We start from the raw sequence: 19,676 nt of genomic DNA, 5'->3' as shown, positions 1-19,676 counted from the left end.
TTTCCTCCTATGCTACATCAATTCCATAGTGACCGCAGAGTGCTGCAAGACCACCCTGGAAGCCGCTTCCGATTGCGTTAAATTTCCACTCGCCGTCATGACGGTATAACTCGCCTACGACAACGGCTGTCTCGATTGAGAAGTCCTCACCTAGGTCATAACGGATCAGTTCCTGATTGGTTGTCTCATCGACAATACGGATAAATGCATTCGATACCTGTCCGAAGTTCTGTCTTCTTGTCTCTGCATCATAAATCGTTACCGTAAATGCCACTTTTGAGATATTTGCAGGGATCTTGCTCAGGTCGATCTGAATCTGCTCATCATCTCCGTCACCTTCTCCGGTCAGGTTGTCTCCCATATGTTTTACGGACTCACTTGGATGTACCAAGTTTCCATAAAATACGAACTCTTTTTCTGTCGGGCATTTTCCATTCTCCCCTACCAAAAATGCTGCTGCATCTAAGTCGAAATCGGCTCCTGAATCAAATGCATTGACATCCCAGCCTAAGCCGACCATGATATTTTTTAATCCCGGATTTCCCTTTGTTAAATCTACTTTCTGTCCTTTTGATAAATTAATTGGCATATCTTGTTTCCTCCTTGTGCAATCTTATTTGCCTTGATTCGGCATATGATACATCCTGTTGAACTCTGCTTTGATATTTTCAAGTCTTGCCTGATCCTCAATACGCTGTTTTCTCGCATTTTCCTGAATCTGCTTTGTCTCGTCAATACCATTGACAATGGTTCTCCAGGTTGTTTCTAAAGTCTCTATTTTTATGGAGCTGCCGGAAGCTAACTGTGCAGTCATCTTTGACTGCTCTACGGTATTGCGGGCATTTTTGATCAGCATCTCATTGGTCTTTTGATCCAGTGCTGACATTGCCTCTGCCTGGATTTTCTGGCGTTTTAACATAATTGCCTGTGCCAGTGCCTGCTTAAATACCGGAAGTGTTACGATAAATGCGGAATTGATCTTACGCACTAAATTCATATTGCTGAATTCCATGGTCTTTATCATAGGAACAGACTGCATCGCTACATTTTCCGCAGTTCTTAAATCCTGTGTTCTCTGCTCTAACATCATCAAAGACTGCTGCAGACTCTGGATCTCAAACTGAATGGAATTATCTCCGGTTGCTTCCATGTCTGCCTGGCGCTGTGCGATATATGCTTCTAATTCCCGACAGCCCTGCTCTCCGGCTAAAATATATTTTACCAGTTCGTGATAATAACCGACATTGGCTTCAAACATCTGGTTCAATTTGCGGTTCGACTGTTTGATCTCTGATTCATACTGCTTTAACTGCACATAGATCTTATCAACTTCGTCTCCCATGGTATGATACTTATCGAGGATCTTATCTAACTGTTTTCTCATATTTCCAAACAGTTTTCCGAAAAGTCCCGGATTGTCTTTTATCTCTTCAATATCGAACTTCGACATAATCTTTGCAAGTGTATTCAACATCTCACTTGAATCATCCAACTGAGACATATTCATACTGTTTAAGACGATATCCGACGCTTTCGAAATCTCTTCTGCCGCCTCTGCACCAAACGATACGATCGTCTCAAGATTATGTACCTCAATCGTACTTACTAAGTCATCCACCTCTTTTGAGTTTACCAAATCTGCATTCATCTGCTGTCTGTCAGCTACAATGTCATACTCTTTGACTACCTCAATCTCGTTTTTTTCCTCCGGCACGGCTGTCATTGTCTGCTGTGCGGTTTTTCCAAAATCAAGACCCATTGTCAACCTCCTCGTTTAAATAGTCTGTCACGCCATGACTGACGCGTTCCTGATGGAATCAGCTCAAAATTCGGAACCTGCAGATCATACAGGTATTCCCCGATCTGATGCTCTTCCATCACTTTTGTGTTAAAATACTTTTCCACGCTCTGATATCCGGTCGGTACAAAAAATACCACATCAAACCCGAGCAGGCTCAGAAACGCCGTCAAAATACTGTCCTCGAGAGATATTACTGTCTCTGTCGTATTGATATAGATAAGTTTCGGATTCTTCTTCGTAAAATCAAACTTCTGAATCATCCTTATTATATCCTTATTCATGTTCAGAACCGTAGAAATGATCGTATATTCCGTACCGTTCTCTCCTGTTCCCCTGATCGTCTTCTGTGCGATCAGAAGTCCTAATTTATCTAAAATATAATCCTGCATCTCTTCGCGTAAGACTCCATAGCGGTATACAGGATGCGATTTGATCTTTTCCCTTTGCAGTCTGTTGTTTTTATAAAATTCCGTCGCATGTGCCTTGATCGGATTGGCATCCGTTGACTCAATAAACGGTGCTTTGGAAATGACATATGTTTCTTCCGTCATCAGGCTTTTGATCCCTGACCAGTACGGTGCTAACTGTCCGTCTTTGACTCCCGACACTTTTGCAAAAATCACCGGGATATTGACTACCGAATCCGTAACACTGAAATTCGGACGGTACTTCACTTCCTGATCCCACAGAATCGGGATTTCTTCATACATCGTCCTTAACATGACTGCATTTGCTTTTCCATACTGCTGGTTGCGATAGATCCCGGAGTCCTGATACATGATGGTATCTAATTCCCGCTCCGCATGATAAGCGGCAGTGCCCATCTGCACTTCCCTGCCTTCATTTGGAAAATGCTCCACTGCTAAGGATTCCGTATAATGAATCTCATACAACAGCTTATCACTTAAACAGCAGGCGGTATCCTGATTCGGATTTAAGATCAGCACATCCACCGGCAGCCTTGCTAACATCCTTACAAACAGTGCTTCATTCTCATTCCTGCATCCACCCAGATAGATAAAACAGCCGATCTTGGGCATTTCCCAGCCTTCAAACAGCTCCTTTTGATATCTTTTTAACCAACAGAGCAGATAGACTGCTTTATTTGTCAGCCGGTTTACATTCATTCCTGAAATTTCCAACTCTTCTAACATTATATCAATGAAAGCCTGATTCATCAATCGCTGCAGCTCTATATTTTGTGAATATTTAATGTTTACAGACAGATCGAACAACATCTGCTCCACATTATTATAGGTATTTCTTCGGATCGCACTGATCTCTTCCATGGTCGGAACCGGAATTTCCCGCTCTAAGATCAGCATATTTCTGCCACTGTTTTTTAACTCTAAGCGGAACTGATACAGTTCATTCAGATAGGTCAGTTTATCCTCTACGCCTGTCATCCTACAAAAACAGTTGTAAAAAAATCCGGTATCTTCGCCACGCAGACGTGCCGCCATTTTAAAATCCTCTAAGCCCTCTCCGTGAATCCATGCATTCGTACATGCATGTACGGTCGGTAAAGTTCCATACAACCGTTCTTTGTCTTTTTCTTTTTCCATATCTTCCTGAAGATTTTTCAGGCTGAATCCCTCCGGAAACGGCTGCATATTTTCAAGCACCAGTTCCTTTGAAATCTTTGAGCCTGCATCTAGCTTCTGATACGGTGCATCTCCCTGATACTGCAACAGCAGAATATCACAGCCGGCACCCGCTAAAATATCCAATATCTTTAATTCATAATTACTGATCGTTCCTTCGTATAAAATCTTTGGCACATTGTTTTCACCCAGATTATTGACCATACACTCAAACTTATAATAAAACCAGCACATAAACTTGATATAGGCATTTTTCAGCATATTCTCGTTTTTGCCCTCTTTTCGCATTGCATCCAACGTATCGTAAAATGCTGCTGCCACATTTTCTCTCTGATAATCGTTCATGCGGGGAAGCCATTTTTTCAGACTTGTCAGTAAAAATCCCATGCTCATCTGAAAATCCATCCCCATGATTTCTTCATAATAGGAGAGATTCTGTTCAGTCGGATTTGCAATCTTTCCTTCAATGACAACACCGGATTTTCTCGCTTCTTTCGCATATTCTCCGATAAACTGTCTGCACTTGTCATTATATCCATTCATCCGGTAAAAATAAATGCACTTGTCCGGACGCTGATTTAATTCTTTAAAATAGTCCTCTGTATTTTGAATGATTCCGCGTGTAAACATACGGTTATCCCTTCCTTGTGTTATGCTTTACCTGCACTTATTCTAGCACACTAAATCTAAAAATAACACTGTTAATTTATTTCCGGGAATGGTACAATAAAAGTGATTATGTGACAAGGAGTTACTTACATGAAAGATTCTATTCTGTATTACAGCGTGGGGCCTCTGCTTTACTGTCCGGCCAACCACAAGTCACTGGCAAATTCACTGATCCACGAACGGTTTGGCAGGCATTTTTCTCTTGCGGTCTGTTTAGAAGATACGATCCGGGATGACCGCATTGCGGAGGCAGAGCATGAGCTGGTACAAACGATTCATACACTTTTTAATGAAAAAAAGAAACATCTTTTTTTTCTCCCAAAAATTTTCATAAGAGTACGCTCTCCACAACAGATTCCTGATCTGATGGAACGTTTTGGGGATGCCGGTATTCTGATCACAGGATTTATTATTCCAAAGTTTTCTTTGGAAAATGCAGATTCCTATATTTCTGAGATTCTTTCTGTAAATGAACGTTACAACCGTGCGATTTATATGATGCCGATTTTTGAAAGTCCTTCTATGATCCACTTACAACATCGTCATCAGATCTTATATACTTTAAAAGAAAAATTAGACGCTATCGAACCACTCGTTTTAAACATCCGTGTCGGCGGCAACGACTTATGCCATGTTTTTGGCTTTCGCCGCCACGTTACCCAGTCGATCCACGATATCCGTCCGATCTCGGATATTTTTTCGGATATCATTACCGTGTTTGGCATGGACTATGTGATTTCCGGTCCGGTCTGGGAATATTACAACGGCTCCGGCTGGGACCGTGGTTTAAAAGCGGAACTGGCACAGGACAGGCTTTGTGGATTTACCGGAAAAACCGTGATTCATCCAAACCAGATTCCTCTGGTCAACGATGCCTACCGCGTATCTAAGGAAGATTATGAGGATGCCAAAGCCATTTTACACTGGGAGGAAACTGCTCCTTCTCTGGTCCATGGCAACGTTAAAAAAGCCCGCATGAACGAATGTAAGACACATTCTAACTGGGCAATGCAGATATTGATGCTGGCAGAGGCTTTCGGAGTTGTCGACAGCGAATCTTCTGCACTCTGATGTCGTACCCAAAAACACCTATACTAGGAGGTTATTTACATATGAAAACAGCAACAGGAACAAGAGAAAACGTCAAAGTAATTGAAGAATTTACAAGTGGAGGATTAAAAGTTGAAGTCTTAGAATATGAAAAACTTCTCGGACTCTCAAATGCTTCCATGGCACAGCAGATTTACTTCATGGAACAGCAACACATCCATGTACGTCAGATCGCACTGTATCTGAACAACGAAAAAGTAACGATCGAGCGCGGTGCAATGAGCTATTTCCAGGGAAATATTGAAATGGTCAGTGGTGTCACTCTCGGAAATGCCCTTGGAAAATTAGTCCGTGGTGCCGTTACCGGAGAACAGATGGCACAGCCGGAATACTCGGGAACCGGACTTTTAGTATTAGAGCCTTCTTTTAAGCATTTCTTGGTGTTAGAGCTTGCAGCAAATGAATCCATTATCGTGGATGACGGCATGTTCTATTGTGCACAGGGCAGTGTTTCCGTAAAAGTGATCTCACAAAGAAACCTCTCCTCTGCTGTCGCAGGCGGTGAAAGTTTCTTCCAGCAGCAGCTTACCGGTCCTGGTATCGTCATCTTAGAATCTACGGTACCAATGTCCGAAGTGGATATCATTGATTTAGAAAACGACACCTTAAAAGTCGATGGCAATTTTGCTGTTTTACGTTCTTCTACGTTAGATTTTACCGTAGAACGCAGTGCCAAGACTCTGATGGGTTCCGCTGTCAGCGGCGAAGGTCTCGTCAATGTATATCGTGGTACCGGTCAGGTCTGGTTAGCACCGACGATCAAGGTTTACGATACACTCGATCTGGCACAGATGCTTGGTCTTTCCAGTACGAAGAGCATGAATATGAATACCAGTCATTCTAAAGTAAAATAAAGATTGCTGTTTATATCTTCGATATTTGATGCAGCAATGTAGTAAGCCGCTGCCATAAGAATCCTCTGTAATGGGATCTTACCGGCAGCGGCTTTGTTTTGCCTGCAGCTTTTATTTCTTATAAAACTCTACCCTTTTTCTTTTTTTCATATACAGTAACACCAACTGCTGTACCACTGCTGATGAGCAGCAGGGCTAACCATAGTGGATACCGCAAATGGCACAGACTGCCTTCTCTTTGCAGGTCGCTACTACAATATATTTATGGTTAATATCCCTTACAGCTAGTAAGGAATTATCCATTGCAATAATCTTATCGGCATCCTTGATCAGACCTATCCTGGTGTGAATACTTACTTTGACAGTCCTGCACGCAGTGACGGCAGCCAGAAATGGGTTGATTTTGCATCTACATACTGGCATGTGGACTGTGTCCGTAAAATGTCCCTGAATGCCTTTATCGACCATTATCAAAACTGGTGCAAACGTAAGAAGTACAACTTCAGCCGATCCAAAGCTGAGGAAATCTATGGAAAAGGCAAAGGAACTTGTTCCTGTACTTCCTAAGGATGACATTACAAAGCTTATTATCAAGCAGGCTGTAAACCAGCTTAACAGTACCTCTACAACAGTTGAATCACTACGCACACTTATGAATGAAACTAGATCCTGCCATAATAATTGGAATTTATTGAAAAAAACAAACGGTTTTTGGCGTCTTTTTTATGCATCTGCCACTTTCTTTATCAGTCCACAGGCTTTGTAGTTCTCCAGTGGATACCACTCCACCGGCACTTCTTTTTCTTCTGCTAACCGCAAAATATGTTCTAGGGATGCATCTTCTTTATATTTTTCATTGACTAAGACTTTCCACGGTACTCTGCGAAGCAGGACTCTGGTCGTTTCGCCGATCCCCGGTTTGACCAGATTGATATTGTCTATCCCATACTCTCCTGCGATTTTTCTTACCTCGTCAATTCCATGTCCTTGTGGCTGCCAGTCATCTTTTGGCACTTCTAAAATAAATTCTTTTTCAATCGCTTCTAAAAATTCATGCGACAGATCGGCTTTTTCCAATTCCCCATAATAAACAGCCCCATGAAAATCCTCTTTTCCTATGATATCGTCCCGCAAAAAAGTTCTGCTGATGAGTCCCGATACCGTACAGTTCAGACAGGAACTTGGGATCAGCAGATCGTGGTGGGTGCCACATAATTCCGTGATATTTGCCGGATCTGCAACTACGGCAAGCTCCGATGATACACCAAAATAAGGTGCCACATCTTTTTGCAGTTCCCCTAAGATCGCACCTTTTCCGATCCAGCCGTCCACAAATAATATCTGCTCTGCCGGGTAATGAGACAACAGATACTTCATCGCATTTTCATCAATCCCACGTCCTCTGATGATGGAAATGGAATAATGGGGAACGTCATATCCGTATTTCTTTTTGATATAATGTTTGACTAAAATGCCAATCGGTATCCCGGCTCTTGCAAGGGAAACTAACACCACTTCCCTGCCACGTTTTTTTATGATCTTATCTGCAAGCCTTCCTACCGCTTCTGCGGTCGGCTTCGCATAATCTTTTAATGCCATCCGATATGCTTCCATATATTTTTCACTTGGGACATATTCGATCGGGAGCATTTCACAGTAGTGACGGCCTGCCTGTATCAGTCGTTCCCTCTCTTCGGTTGGCTGCGGCTGTACCAGTCCGGTAATATCCTTTAACAGTAAGATCACATCTTCGTTCGAATAAGAACTTCTCATTTTAACACCACCTTATTCCTCTGATCTGACGGTTCTGGTTCAGGGCCAATGCTCTTTGCAAAGACTCCCAGCCTTCGGTTTCTTGATTTTGTGCATCCGTCAGCACCAGTACTTCTTCATACTCTGTCAGATCATAGACAAAAGTTATCCTGTTTTTGTCATAGAGACTTGCTAATTCATAACGCGTATGAAGCGGATATTTTTCTTCTTTACTGACTGCGATCGGACTTCTGGTTGTGGCATGCATCCGCACTGTATAGCCTGCCTCTTCTAATTTTGCCCCGACATATAATGCCGGATACATGAATTCTTCCGTGCCAAGGACCAGTATCCGTCTGCCTGTTTCTGTCTCTTTTGTGTATTTTGTGTAACCGTATTTTTGCTGTATTTCCTGCCAGAGCTGCTCGCACGCCTGTTTGTAGGTATCTGCCGTATGGAGTCTTCTTGCATTTATCCAGCCCGAAATCTCCTGCACTTCTATCGGTTGCTGTGCTTCTTTCGTCTGTTGCATCTCTATCTGCTGTTGTACTTCTTTCTGCTGTTCTACTTCCTTTTCCTGAGGTTTTGTACAGATATGACAGGTGCCGTCTGCCTGATACTGCTCTGCAATCTCCGTATAGGTGTCATGTGCTGTCTTTACCAGATAATGTACCGGGATTTTTAGGTTTTTATAATTCTCTAATGCTTCCTCATTCATTCCATTTAAAATGGATGCCACCGCAAACGAAACCGGCTGTGCGTAGGTCTTTTGGATCAGACGGACGATATTTAAGATCGTATTTCCGGTTGTTACCTCATCCTCTATAAAAACGATCCGGTCTGTCTTACCTATGATCTTATCTAAATCCGTCTTTACTAATTTCTGCTCAGTGGCATGGCTGTGGGATTCCGAAAAATAGAGATAGTCCACGCCATCAATGACTTCCCGCGTAGTCTGCATATAAGCTGCCTGACACTCGATCGCCACTGCTGCTCCGATCGCTGTTGCCGTTTCTGCAAATCCGACCATCAGAAGCCTCTCTGATGGATATGCCTCTTTTATAAGTTCTGCTAATGAGCGAAACATCTGTAATGCCTCTTTTGGACTGACCGGTATATGCTTTCCCTGTAACCGGTTCACCACTAAATATTTTCGTCTGGTATTATTTTCTCTCTTTGCGATCCTGACCAGTTCTGCTTCTGTATACATGCTTTCTCTCCTCGTTATGATCTCTGCCATCTATTATAAAATAATTCTTATAAAAAACAAAGCATTGCTTTATAACTTAGTAGCTGGCAACTTGCACAAAGCCGGAGCTGCTTTTGTGACTTTGAAAGAAAATTAGTAAATCTTAGTCTGGCTGTTCATGTCTAGTGTTTTGCTGCCATGGACGGCAGCAAAAGTCTTAGCACCCCATGGACGGGGTGTCTAAGATGTACACGTCACTCCATCATAACCAGGCTCAGCCAGACTTAGATTTTCTTATTTTCGTACAACGGAACAAAACAGACCCGGCTTTGTGCAAATTACCAATCCCAAAACTTGAAACCGTCTTTTGCTCCCCAATCCTATAGAGCAAAAAGATACCGATGCAAAGCAACCCCTTACTTTACATCGGCATCCATAGTATCCAGATTACAAGGTGTCTGTACAGACTTTTTTTACCTTCTTCTACATATATTATGAGCTATGCTTATTTTTTTAAATGCAGCCAGCTGATTCCAGGAGCTTCATAATAAGCTGCTGCTCCCATATCAAAGGTCATTGTTGCGTTACCACCTTTGATACCCAGCACATCATAGCCTCCCCAAACGTCCTGGCGCAGATAACTTTCGTTGTGTGCTGCAAGCCATTTGCTGTTATATCCACCATCCTCTGAGAAACGTTCGCTTCCCCAATACTGAATTACTGCAAGAGGTGTCAGTGAATATACGCTTAATACAGGAACAATATCAGATGTATCGCACATTCTTCTTACTAAGCCTTCACGTCTGCTTAACAGTTTGATCAACGGAGAACCGAATGTAACTGTATTTGTTACATTGTACATTCTCTTGATCGTCTTGTCCGCTGCTGCTTCCTGTGCGATCATTCCTCCAAGACTGTGTCCGTAGAACACTACATCAGAACCTGCCGGAATATTCTGTTTCATTGCTTTTACAACAGCTTTAATATATGGGTTATCTAAATTAAATCCACATAATAAATCTGTTACTGCACCAGTTGACTGCAATCCGGTGTAATCACTCCAGATTAATTCCGTTCCGGATAATGCCACGATATAGACATTTTTCTCTTTTCCATTCTGGTTTAAAACAGCCTTTACGATTCCGATTGGTCCGTTGTACTCGTCTCCCATAACGAAAGTCTTAAGAGTGTACTCTAAAAGTCCGAGTGTTGTGGTTGGAGTTGGCAGTGTTCCATTATTATACCCTTTAAATGTAAACTTTGCCATCTCTGATACGTTTGTATAGGTTTCTGTGCCATCTGCCGGTGTCTGCTCACTGGCAAATGCAGTCAGGGATGTTCCCAATACCATTGTTCCTGCTAATAAGATACAGATTGTTTTTTTGATTTTTCCAAATTTCACTTTGATTCCTCCATCATTGACAATCTGTACAAATCACCCTTCGTAACTGTAACCCTAGGACTATTTTACGCCTCTTTTAACAGATATATCAATACCCTTTTTCTTTTTCGTCAATACTGCTATCATTTTGTACACTTGCCTTGTTGTGTCCTGATGTTTTTTGTGCAGTTTTGCTAATATATTTTTGCATTCGACATTAAAATTCTTTTTTTTCGAAAATTTTCTGACTGATTAAAACGGAAATAATGAGTAGTGCAATAAATACCGGTGGAATACCCCATTGAAAAACTACCGCTATCTCGTCTGTGGAAATAGCACCAGTCTTTTCCGCTAAATACACCAATGCAACAATCAGGATTATCGGAATAAACACTGCTCCTAACAAAATGATCCTTGCCTTTTCTGAACCATATTTCAACAATAATGGAAGAAACAGGCAACCCACTGCCATGGAAATGCCGAATCCGAGCAGCCCTACCTGCCATAACGGACCTTTAAATCTCATTCCCTGGAACCAGTTCGCCACTACTGTAACTGTTGTACCGGCCGCTACTCCCAACAGAGAGAAGATCATATGCAAAACATATTTTTCTAACACATACGCTTTTTTTGAAATTGGCAGGATCATCGCATATTTTTCCCAGTGGCATTTATCATCAAAGGTAAAAGTCGTCGCCGTCATCATACCACATAAAGAAGCACACATAATAATGTAAGTGCTTCCATCGCGTCCCGGCAAAAAACAGACTGCCCAGATCAGCAATATCAACATCATCTGTTTTGCATTATGTCCAATGGTATAGAAATCTTTTAATAATAATCCGCTCATTTTCGTTCCCCCTTTATATATAGAAGCATAATCTCATCTAACGTTGCATGATCTACGACCATGTCCGGGTATTTTCTTTTGATCTGTTCTTTGTGATCTACTAATACTTCATACTGGTATTCCTGTTTGCGATATGTAAGTATTTCACTCTGATTCATCTGCAAGAACTGGCTTTCTTTGCACCGCGCAATGCCATATTCATAGATCAGTTCATCCTTAGGTTTGCTCATAAGTACCCTGCCGTTGTCAATAAACGTAATGTAATCTGCGATTTTTTCTAAATCACTGGTGATATGTGAGGATACCAGAATAGAATGTTCTTCGTCCTGTACAAAGTCTAAAAAAATGTCCAGTATCTCATCTCTCATCACCGGGTCTAAACCGCTGGTCGCTTCATCTATAAAATTGGGTAACTCTCCTTTATCCCTTGTAAACACTGGCTTTAACGGGAAACACATCCGTGTATTGTGTTCCTTTTTGTGAGAAGTCTGACCCTTTCTCATGGATTCGTGTTTTATTCCAACCACAACAACCGGGAGTATTTTCCCGGCTGTTGCAGATTATTTTCTTAATTTTAATTACAGATTTTTTAGTAGATTCAAATCTTTTTTATTCAATGCTTTTTGTAATCTGACGTTCTCTTTTTCCAGTTGTTCTTTTTCTCGTTTTAATTCCCTGACCTGTTGCTCCAGCAGTTCGATTCGGTTTTTCATCACAATGTCCCCGATATATCTTTTTGGATCAATCATTCCGGCCTGCTGCTCTAATGCCCGATCCATTTCTTTTCTGACGGTTTCGTTCTTGTAAAAGAATCCTCTGGATAATCCTGTCCGCTTTACTAACTTTGGTACACTCACCTTTTCTCTGTCTGTGAGCATTTGTCGGATTTCTGTCACTGCGCGGTTTATCTTTTCCTCACTCGTTTTCCGGTTACAAGCTATCATCGTGTCGTATTTGTTCATACTCTTCCTCCCATCCGTCCAGACATTCCAGGACCATCTGTGATAACCTATTTCTTGCTTTTCTGGTATCATTCGCCAGTATCTGGTTACTCATTTTTCTGTAATATTTTACGTTCTTTAGGCTTTTGTGTCCGAGCAGCCTTGCTATCGTCCAGTCATCCAGATGCATTTCTACAAGCTTTACTCCGTAGACATGCCGGTACATGTGCGTGCCGAATGTAAAATAATTTTCATTATCGTCCCTGAGATTTTCCCGATAAATTGCTGTTGTAATTCTCCCTTGGATCAGTGAGTAGGTCATCGGTTTTGTATGGTCATTTTCATTTGTAAAAATATATTTGCATTTTCCATACCTTTCTTCCGTATAACGGATGGCTTCTCTGATCAAAGCTGCCAGTTCCTGACTGATCGGTTTTTCATAGTAATGTGTTTTCATCTGGTAGATTCTGATCAATATCTCACCGTTTTGTTCCATCAGGCAGTCAGTCCGCAATGTCAGTGTATCTGAGATTCTTGTTCCCAGCATCTGATGAATCGTCATGACTCTGGCTGTCTGTATATCTACTTTTGCAAGGAATTCATTAAAACGCTTTAATTCTGCATCTGAGTAGACTTTAAATTCTGATCTGATATTGGGTGGGATGTCCCTGTTCAATATCAGATCTTTCACCTGTGGATACTGGTAAATATCTGCTACCATATTAAGGATTGATCTGAGTCTTGTTATTTCCGCCCGGTACTTCTTCGTCCCGGTATCTTCTGTTTTCATATATACCAGATATTCTTCTATGATCGTTCTGTCCAGATCAGCGCAGGATTGTATATTTTTCTTATGCTCATTCAGATATCTGGAAAATCTCCGGATGGCTGTCAGTTCCTTTTTTACAGTCTCCAGACTTTCTATTCTCAGTTGAAAATATACTGCTTTTTTAATTTCTTCCTTCAACTCTGGCTGACTGATTCCTGTAAAAGATATCGTTTTCCTTGGACGTATCAAATCCTGCTTCACCTGTATGTCAAGTTTTTTAATTTTCCAGACATCTTTTGTTATTTCGTTTACATCCACATCTCTTAAGTCGGTTAAATAATCAATCAGGCATTCTATATACCCCAGTGTTCTGGCACGTTGCGTTCCTCTTCCGCCACACTTATTTTTAAATGGTGCTGTTAGGGGCAATCCTTGCTGCAGGAGCCAGATTTTCATCTGCTGCATCCATTTTTCTTTACCCCAGTCCAGAAAACTCTCCGGCCGGTTATTTTTTTCTTTCAACATCCTGCATAAATGATGGTAAAATCTTCGTTCTGTATAAAATTTTTCTGCTACGAGGTTTTTACCTCTGTATTGCAGGAACTCCCACATTTCTTCCTGCATCTGCTTTGTCGGAAGAAGTTCCAGATCATAATTGGGGTTTGTTCCCATACGTTCTTTGCTGAGATCACTTGCTTTCTGATAAGAATCCAGTTCCTTGATATAAAATCTATTTTCCACGCTTGCACCTCTTTATTCCGGAAGCAAGACTACTTCCTTCTTTTGCGAAAAGTTCCTGATTTGCTTTGGAAATTCTCTTCGGCATATAGTCCACATATTGCTGTGTCATTTCTTCATAATCATGTCCCAGATAATCTCTGACACTTTGAAGCGGCACTCCATCTTCATAAAACATAGTTGCTATCGTATGCCTGAAATCATGGGATTTGAAATTATATTCCTGAAACAGCTCATGATTTTCATTAAATATTTTCTTCATACTCCATCGAAAACTGGAGTAATGATATGCTTTTCCCTTTTGATTCTGGAAAATATAATCCTCAGCACCAATTCCGTATTTTTTTATATATACTTTCATGATTTTATATAGAATTTCCGGGATGGGGATTCGCTTATATGTCCGCATTTTTATTTGATATACCTGTATCCAGGCGTCTCTCCCCTGCCAGTAATAAGCATTCCCTTTCAGGCAGCATACTTCACTGATTCTCAGTCCTAACAGCATAGAGTGCAGTAAAATCAATCTCGGCTTTTCCGGAAAATCTTTTAAATGTTTTAAAATACTTTCATAGGTTTCCTGTTCTACACTCCGGTCATTATGATGCAGGATTTCCTTTTTCAGATAATACTGGTAATTAAAAGGAACTTCTTTTATGATATTTTTCGTCTGCAGATATTCATAAAACTGATAGATTGCTATGATAATATCATTGAAATAGCTTGCTACCTTGTAGTCAATTATTTGAAAATATTTCTTTATTTCATTTTCTGACACTTGTTTCAAGTTGATTTCCGTTGTTTCTTCCAGCCAGACAACAAATTTTTGAATTCGATAAAATTCAGTATGTATTACACTTAATGCTAAGTGTGTGACTCCCAAACAGTATTTTATATATTCTTGAACAAGTTCTCTGTTATCTGTCCTTTCTATGCTCATAAAAGAAATCGTTTTTACAGGATTAGACGGATTCACCCGGTATTCTTCCAGATACAGTCTTTCCATAAACCAGACCGTGGAATCCCATGCAATATTTTTTGCATGGCAGAAAATATATTCCTGACACGCTCTAAGCTCCTGTTTTGCGCATTTCTTTTTATAATCCGTGTCCCCATAGTTTTCAATTTTGTCGAACTGCTTCTGTGTAAGATATCTGAGATCTTCAATCTGTTCCTGCATGCAAAATTCATATACACTTTTCAATCCGTTTAGATGTCTGGTGCATTCTTTCATAGTTATTTTCTGTTGCACGATATCTTCCAGAACCGTTAAAATCTGCTGTTTGCATATATCTGAACCTTTTACCCTGAAATCCCAGACCAGCTTACTAATATCTGTCGTATATTCATATCGTTTTGCAATCGCCGGATTGGGATGATACCGCAGGAACAGAATGTCATGGAGCAGCTCCGGATGATTCTGGGCATTCCACTTTCCTTTTAAGGTCTGCGCATTTTCTATGATCAGCCGCAACTTTACACGATCTATTCCGAGCAGATAATTACGCACCGTCGAATCCACATAATATTCTCTCAGATATTTTTGATATCCGGCTCTCACCTGATAATTGATCTCTGACAAGTGCCAGATCTCATTCTGAATCAAATATGTTTCCAGACTGCCTTTTCCACATTTTTGTTCATAATATTCATCTAATTCCCGTTTCAGTCCTTCAATCAGTTGTTCCCGCTCTGCATTGGATAGGTTCTGCTCTTCCGGCACAAAGGCATACAATCTTGCCGGCATTTATTTTCACCTCCTGCTTTCCAAAAATTGATTGACATTATAAAGATTGGAATATCGACGGTAAAATTCCTGACTTGCTGTCCTTAGCTTGTCATCTAAAACATTCAGATACCGTATGGTTGTGTCCAGATGTTTATGGCCTAATGCCTGACTGATCATTTCCAGTGGCCAGTCCGATTCCCATCTGGTATTTGCATAATATCTCCGAAGCATGTGTGGGGTGATCTTGATTCCGGTCTTTTTCTCCATCCTCTCAAACATATCGTAAACACTGTCTACCTTCATTGGTTTTCCTGTCGTATCCCCTTTGATGTTGATAAACAGATATTCCTGTTTTTGCAGGATGTCCCAGTATTCTCCGATGTAATAAAGCAGGAATTCAAAGGTGTCATTGCTGAGACGTCCTCTTCTTTCTTCTGCATTTTTTGCCCTTGCATCATTCTCGTTGTCCTCTCGGAAATTCACCCTGATTTCATGGGTTTCGTAGTCGATATCTTTTGTATAATCGATTCCTAAAATTTCACCGATACGAAATCCGAGTTCTGATGTCAGCAGAATCAATACCTGATCCCGGCAGTTTGTGCAGGCTTCCAGAATCGTAATGATTTCATTCTTTTCGGCTGCCCTCACATCCCGTTCCTCTTCTTTCAGATACCCTTTAAAAGAGCGGGAACGCAGCGTTCTTCTGACTCCGATAGCATTTGCTCTTGTAATAGGCTGGTTATAAGAAAGAACGGATAAATAAGAACCGTTATTTCTGACCGCTTCTAAAAAACAATAAAACCTGAACACTTCTTTTAAGTAAGCGTTACAGGTTTTATTCTGTGGTCCATTTTCTAAATTGTCAGTATGTTTTCCGGCTTTCAGCCATTTTAGATATTCTGCGAAATAATCATATTGTGTTTCGTAATCCATCTCATAGATATCTTCTGCTTTCTTTTCGTTTTCCAGCAGATATTCCCAATAATAGGCAAGGGCAAATGCATTTCTCCGTATTGTGTTCGGAGAACGATTCGCCCTGACCTGATGCATTAGATATTTGCTTGGGAGCAACACGATTTCCAACGATTCCATATCCCGGATAAAGAAATATTTTACCGAGCCTTCCCTCTGTGTTTCCACTTTGTATCGTTTCATGCTGCTCACCGCCTTTCCTCTAACGCTATACACAGTATACCCACTTCATGCCGAAATAGCTATTCATCAATACCAACAATCCCACCGAAAACGCCCTTGAAATACGACCAAACTTTTCGTGCTAAATCTGCTATTTCTGTAGCAGAACCACGAACGGTTACAGGTAGTATTCCACGCCTTTCCGGTTTCGGATAAAGTGCTGGATATCCTTGATGTCTTTTGCCATCTTGCAGCTTGGAAGCGCACACATCACTTCCTCATGATACCTGCCGCCTTCTCCTGCACGCTCGTCTAAAATGGACACGACACAAGTATCTGTCTCGGTGCGGAGCGCCCGTCCGAATCCCTGTCTTAGTTTTTTCTGCATGTCTGGAACAATCACTGCCTGAATATAATCTTTCAGGCTGGCATATTCCTTCTTCTGTGCTTCGCTGATGGGATCAGGAACAGCAAAGGGCAGTTTTACTATAATCAGCGAAGATACCATATCTCCAGGGAAGTCTACTCCTTCCCAACAGGAGCCGGCTGCAAAAAGGACAGCATTGTCCATCTGTTTAAATCTTGTGATCTCTTCCGGTGAATGTCTCCACACCTCTATCATCGGGAACGGAATTTCATCCCTTAACATCTGGTAAACGTTTCCCATCAAATGATAAGATGTGAACAGCACCAGCGTATGCCCGTAAGTCGAACAGATCAGTGAATGGATATGGCCTGCTATCATCTCCGCCTCTTCCTGACTTCCTCTTCTGGATTTTTTCAAATTCTTAGGCAGATATAAAAGACAGTTCTTCTGATATTCAAACGGGGAATCTGCCACATATTCCCGGACTCTCCGCACTCTCTGTAATCCTGTCATTTTCCGAATGTGGGAAAATCCCTGTCCGGTTTTTAAAGTTCCGCTTGTAAGAATCGCTCCCATTCCTCTGCTCCATAACATCTGGTCCAGATACTGTGGAATCCGTCTGCTGGATGCACACAATATAATCCTGTGATCATGGTCCTGCTTCAGATGCAGTACATACTTCTTATCCTGATGGAAAAAGTATTCCAACACACTTCTGGTTTCTTCCAGCTTGTTTCTGATCCACTTCGGAATCTTCTTTTCTAATTTTTCTATGATCTTATTCATGGTCTGTATCCCCTCACATAAATACATTGCACACTCTTCTGTCATGTGGAATTCTTCTTTTATCCCATATCTGGTTCTGTGGTTTTCTCCTATGATGTCCAGCACCATACGGATCGTCCCAGACAGTTTTCTTATCTCCGGGCCTTGGTACTCTTTCCCAAGATAAAAGCAGATTTCCCGGATATCGTCATAACAGAGGCTCTTCCCGAACATCTGCTTTGCCGCATCCGGCAGCTTATGTGCTTCATCGACAATCAATGCCCGGTAGTCTTTTAATAACGGGCGGTAATCCTGCAGCCTGTGATAACCATCAGCCAGCAGATAATTGTGATTACAGATCTGAATGAACATTTCACGATCTCTGGAACGCTCCAGATACTGCTGATACCTGCATGAGCCTCTTTTCGGGCAATCTCCCGAACAGAACTTCGGTACACTCACCATCCTTCTGTCAAACCCACTTAAGTTGGACACTTCGTCCATATCATAATGTTCTTTCAACGACAGCAGAGCTTCTTTCTGCAACGCATTTTTGTTTTTTTCTTCGATTGCAACGATTCGTTGCTCCAACCTCTCATCGCAGACAAAATGCTCTTTCCCTTTTCGTATCACAGCTTTAATAGGGGCCTGAATCGTCCCGTTCTCCTGAAGAATCCGGGAGAGAAAAGGGATATATTCTGTAAGAATTGCTTTCTGGAGTGTAATGCTGGAAGTGGATATCACGATCGGACGCTGCTCATAAGGGGAACATCCTTCTGCAAGGAGAGAATATTTTCTCATCAGAACACAGGCCACCAGATAGGCATACGTCTTGCCGATACCGACACCCGCATCACACAGTGCTATGTTTCTTCCCAGCAGGTTATCCAGCATTTCGTGGCATAACATAATCTGTTCTTCCCTTACTGCCATTCCATGTTCTGGAAACAGCACACGAAAGATTGTATCAATTTCACGATGCGCTCTTTTTAAATATTCTTTTGTGTAATACATAATTTGTTACCTGATATGCGTGCTGATACCACATCAATACGGCTGTAAAGGATTTCTCCCTACAGTCGCATGTATCTGATATCAACGACACATTCTCCCTTGATTTCTTATACTTTTGTTTTTTGGCGTTGTATTTGTCCTCGACTCCCCCATTGCCTTACGGGAACATTACAGGCGGGTGCTTGGCATTGCACCACTCATGGATTTTCTAAAGGTCTTGCTGATTACAACCCAAAGTCCATCCTCTGCTCACTGGCAGTTCCTATGTATCATTATCCCCTCGTAAGTGATCCTTGCAAAAGACCGCCACGGTCCTGTTTCAGTTAAAGTGGATTCGCTCGAAACAAAAACACCAGCAAAGAATTTTTTATATTCTTTCCTGTCATTTTCATTTGTCCTCGCGCCTTCCTAACACGCTTCTACTTACGGGAACGTACCTGTAATGCTGGTATAGGATTGTCAAAGTACACTGGCAAAATTTACCTGCCTATTAAATAGCCGATGAAAAATGCTGTTATTATTCAATTTTCGACAAATTATTTAATTTTTTTCTTAAACGGTTTCTTTTGGTATAAACGGTCTGTTCTGCCATTCCCATAATTTTGGCAATCTCTCTTCCTGAATATCCCCATGTACTAAGCAAAAGTATCTCTAATGTCTGATGTTCTGTGCCCTTTAATAATTCATAGATCCGTCGGTCTCCAATGTTGTCTAAAAGTTCTCGGATATCCTGTGCAAACCGTCCTCTGTCCCTTTGTTTTATGGAATCCATATCCTGCATCATTTCATCCAGATGTTCCCGGTATCTGCGCTCTTCCAGAAAATCTTCCCTGTCCATCTGGCGCAACTTTTGGATCTTCTCTTCTTCCATTCCCAGTTCACGCAGTTTCTTTTCTTCCTGTTCTTTCCAATAATTCCACTTTCGTTCTTCACTTGTCTTGTTATAAGCCATTTATCTTTCCTCCGATCTGATTTTTGGTATAGAAATCAAATCGGAGCATGGCGGTGA

The 19,676-nt window shown here is 41.4% G+C and carries 16 protein-coding genes and 1 pseudogene; 3 read left to right on the top strand and 14 right to left on the bottom strand.

Translation table 11 applies throughout. The annotated features are described in order from the left end of the window. Positions 1 to 7: 7 nt before the first annotated feature. From WMO43_RS09250 to WMO43_RS09240, 3 genes are read right to left on the bottom strand one after another with little or no spacing between them, the layout of a single operon-like run. Positions 8 to 589, bottom strand: coding sequence for a TerD family protein (locus WMO43_RS09250; RefSeq protein WP_353530968.1), 582 nt, complete (start codon positions 587 to 589; stop codon positions 8 to 10). Positions 590 to 613: 24 nt separating this feature from the next. Beyond that, positions 614 to 1,759 carry a toxic anion resistance protein gene (locus WMO43_RS09245; RefSeq protein ID WP_177963139.1) on the bottom strand — a complete coding sequence of 382 codons (1,146 nt, stop codon included), beginning with the start codon at positions 1,757 to 1,759 and terminating at the stop codon, positions 614 to 616. A gap of 2 nt (positions 1,760 to 1,761) precedes the next feature. Then, positions 1,762 to 4,035 carry a YceG family protein gene (locus WMO43_RS09240; protein WP_353530967.1) on the bottom strand — a complete coding sequence of 758 codons (2,274 nt, stop codon included), beginning with the start codon at positions 4,033 to 4,035 and terminating at the stop codon, positions 1,762 to 1,764. Positions 4,036 to 4,164: 129 nt separating this feature from the next. Here WMO43_RS09240 and WMO43_RS09235 point away from each other — a divergent pair, with 129 nt between their 5' ends. The 3 genes and pseudogenes from WMO43_RS09235 to WMO43_RS09225 form a co-directional block, all read left to right on the top strand. After that, the gene (locus tag WMO43_RS09235; RefSeq protein ID WP_353530966.1) at positions 4,165 to 5,145 is read left to right on the top strand and encodes an HpcH/HpaI aldolase/citrate lyase family protein; all 981 of its coding nucleotides are present in this window, start codon (positions 4,165 to 4,167) and stop codon (positions 5,143 to 5,145) included. A 41-nt stretch (positions 5,146 to 5,186) separates the two neighbouring features. Further along, complete coding sequence (locus WMO43_RS09230) at positions 5,187 to 6,038, top strand: AIM24 family protein (protein ID WP_177963136.1); 852 nt, start codon at positions 5,187 to 5,189, stop codon at positions 6,036 to 6,038. Positions 6,039 to 6,344: 306 nt separating this feature from the next. Next, positions 6,345 to 6,708: pseudogene (locus WMO43_RS09225) on the top strand (IS110 family RNA-guided transposase); the annotation flags it as partial. Positions 6,709 to 6,761: 53 nt separating this feature from the next. On the opposite strand, the gene WMO43_RS09220 reads toward WMO43_RS09225, so the two are convergent. The 11 genes from WMO43_RS09220 to WMO43_RS09170 form a co-directional block, all read right to left on the bottom strand. Then, positions 6,762 to 7,811, bottom strand: a complete 1,050-nt coding sequence (locus WMO43_RS09220; protein ID WP_353530965.1) for a cysteine protease StiP family protein — start codon at positions 7,809 to 7,811, stop codon at positions 6,762 to 6,764. A gap of 1 nt (position 7,812) precedes the next feature. Beyond that, entirely contained in the window at positions 7,813 to 9,000 is a 1,188-nt protein-coding gene (locus tag WMO43_RS09215) for a phosphoribosyltransferase domain-containing protein (protein WP_353530964.1), read from the bottom strand. A 484-nt stretch (positions 9,001 to 9,484) separates the two neighbouring features. Further along, positions 9,485 to 10,381, bottom strand: coding sequence for a PGAP1-like alpha/beta domain-containing protein (locus tag WMO43_RS09210; protein WP_353530963.1), 897 nt, complete (start codon positions 10,379 to 10,381; stop codon positions 9,485 to 9,487). A gap of 196 nt (positions 10,382 to 10,577) precedes the next feature. Continuing rightward, complete coding sequence (locus tag WMO43_RS09205) at positions 10,578 to 11,210, bottom strand: ABC-2 transporter permease (protein WP_353530962.1); 633 nt, start codon at positions 11,208 to 11,210, stop codon at positions 10,578 to 10,580. Then, positions 11,207 to 11,713 (bottom strand): ATP-binding cassette domain-containing protein, encoded by a 507-nt coding sequence (locus tag WMO43_RS09200; protein WP_434784176.1) that lies wholly within the window; start codon positions 11,711 to 11,713, stop codon positions 11,207 to 11,209. The genes WMO43_RS09205 and WMO43_RS09200 overlap by 4 nt, the downstream gene beginning before the upstream one ends. A gap of 75 nt (positions 11,714 to 11,788) precedes the next feature. Beyond that, positions 11,789 to 12,172 (bottom strand): DUF6262 family protein, encoded by a 384-nt coding sequence (locus WMO43_RS09195; RefSeq protein ID WP_055247040.1) that lies wholly within the window; start codon positions 12,170 to 12,172, stop codon positions 11,789 to 11,791. Beyond that, positions 12,141 to 13,661 (bottom strand): tyrosine-type recombinase/integrase, encoded by a 1,521-nt coding sequence (locus WMO43_RS09190; protein ID WP_117688050.1) that lies wholly within the window; start codon positions 13,659 to 13,661, stop codon positions 12,141 to 12,143. Before WMO43_RS09190 ends, WMO43_RS09195 begins: the two co-directional genes overlap by 32 nt. Next, positions 13,651 to 15,405: a tyrosine-type recombinase/integrase gene (locus WMO43_RS09185; protein ID WP_349084383.1), complete on the bottom strand. Its 1,755-nt coding sequence runs from the start codon at positions 15,403 to 15,405 to the stop codon at positions 13,651 to 13,653. Before WMO43_RS09185 ends, WMO43_RS09190 begins: the two co-directional genes overlap by 11 nt. 6 nt (positions 15,406 to 15,411) lie before the next feature. Then, complete coding sequence (locus WMO43_RS09180) at positions 15,412 to 16,542, bottom strand: tyrosine-type recombinase/integrase (RefSeq protein WP_055155865.1); 1,131 nt, start codon at positions 16,540 to 16,542, stop codon at positions 15,412 to 15,414. 157 nt (positions 16,543 to 16,699) lie between these two features. Next, positions 16,700 to 18,667: an ATP-dependent DNA helicase gene (locus WMO43_RS09175; protein WP_055155864.1), complete on the bottom strand. Its 1,968-nt coding sequence runs from the start codon at positions 18,665 to 18,667 to the stop codon at positions 16,700 to 16,702. A gap of 517 nt (positions 18,668 to 19,184) precedes the next feature. Further along, positions 19,185 to 19,619, bottom strand: a complete 435-nt coding sequence (locus tag WMO43_RS09170; protein WP_055155863.1) for a helix-turn-helix transcriptional regulator — start codon at positions 19,617 to 19,619, stop codon at positions 19,185 to 19,187. Positions 19,620 to 19,676: the final 57 nt, after the last annotated feature.

The organism is Maccoyibacter intestinihominis (assembly GCF_040096355.1).
GTDB classification, from domain to species: Bacteria; Bacillota; Clostridia; order Lachnospirales; family Lachnospiraceae; genus Maccoyibacter; species Maccoyibacter intestinihominis.
Note: the sequence above shows the minus strand (reverse complement) of the source record. Positions and strands in the feature narration are given on the sequence as shown.

Excerpts from the sequence above, each read along its gene's own strand:
- WMO43_RS09175 (WP_055155864.1), bottom strand. The coding sequence starts at position 18,667 with ATGTATTACACAAAAGAATATTTAAAAAGAGCGCATCGTGAAATTGAT.
- WMO43_RS09240 (WP_353530967.1), bottom strand. The coding sequence starts at position 4,035 with ATGTTTACACGCGGAATCATTCAAAATACAGAGGACTATTTTAAAGAA.
- WMO43_RS09235 (WP_353530966.1), top strand. The coding sequence starts at position 4,165 with ATGAAAGATTCTATTCTGTATTACAGCGTGGGGCCTCTGCTTTACTGT.
- WMO43_RS09215 (WP_353530964.1), bottom strand. The coding sequence starts at position 9,000 with ATGTATACAGAAGCAGAACTGGTCAGGATCGCAAAGAGAGAAAATAAT.
- WMO43_RS09170 (WP_055155863.1), bottom strand. The coding sequence starts at position 19,619 with ATGGCTTATAACAAGACAAGTGAAGAACGAAAGTGGAATTATTGGAAA.
- WMO43_RS09200 (WP_434784176.1), bottom strand. The coding sequence starts at position 11,713 with ATGAGAAAGGGTCAGACTTCTCACAAAAAGGAACACAATACACGGATG.
- WMO43_RS09195 (WP_055247040.1), bottom strand. The coding sequence starts at position 12,172 with ATGAACAAATACGACACGATGATAGCTTGTAACCGGAAAACGAGTGAG.
- WMO43_RS09230 (WP_177963136.1), top strand. The coding sequence starts at position 5,187 with ATGAAAACAGCAACAGGAACAAGAGAAAACGTCAAAGTAATTGAAGAA.
- WMO43_RS09250 (WP_353530968.1), bottom strand. The coding sequence starts at position 589 with ATGCCAATTAATTTATCAAAAGGACAGAAAGTAGATTTAACAAAGGGA.
- WMO43_RS09220 (WP_353530965.1), bottom strand. The coding sequence starts at position 7,811 with ATGAGAAGTTCTTATTCGAACGAAGATGTGATCTTACTGTTAAAGGAT.
- WMO43_RS09205 (WP_353530962.1), bottom strand. The coding sequence starts at position 11,210 with ATGAGCGGATTATTATTAAAAGATTTCTATACCATTGGACATAATGCA.
- WMO43_RS09180 (WP_055155865.1), bottom strand. The coding sequence starts at position 16,542 with ATGAAACGATACAAAGTGGAAACACAGAGGGAAGGCTCGGTAAAATAT.
- WMO43_RS09185 (WP_349084383.1), bottom strand. The coding sequence starts at position 15,405 with ATGCCGGCAAGATTGTATGCCTTTGTGCCGGAAGAGCAGAACCTATCC.
- WMO43_RS09245 (WP_177963139.1), bottom strand. The coding sequence starts at position 1,759 with ATGGGTCTTGATTTTGGAAAAACCGCACAGCAGACAATGACAGCCGTG.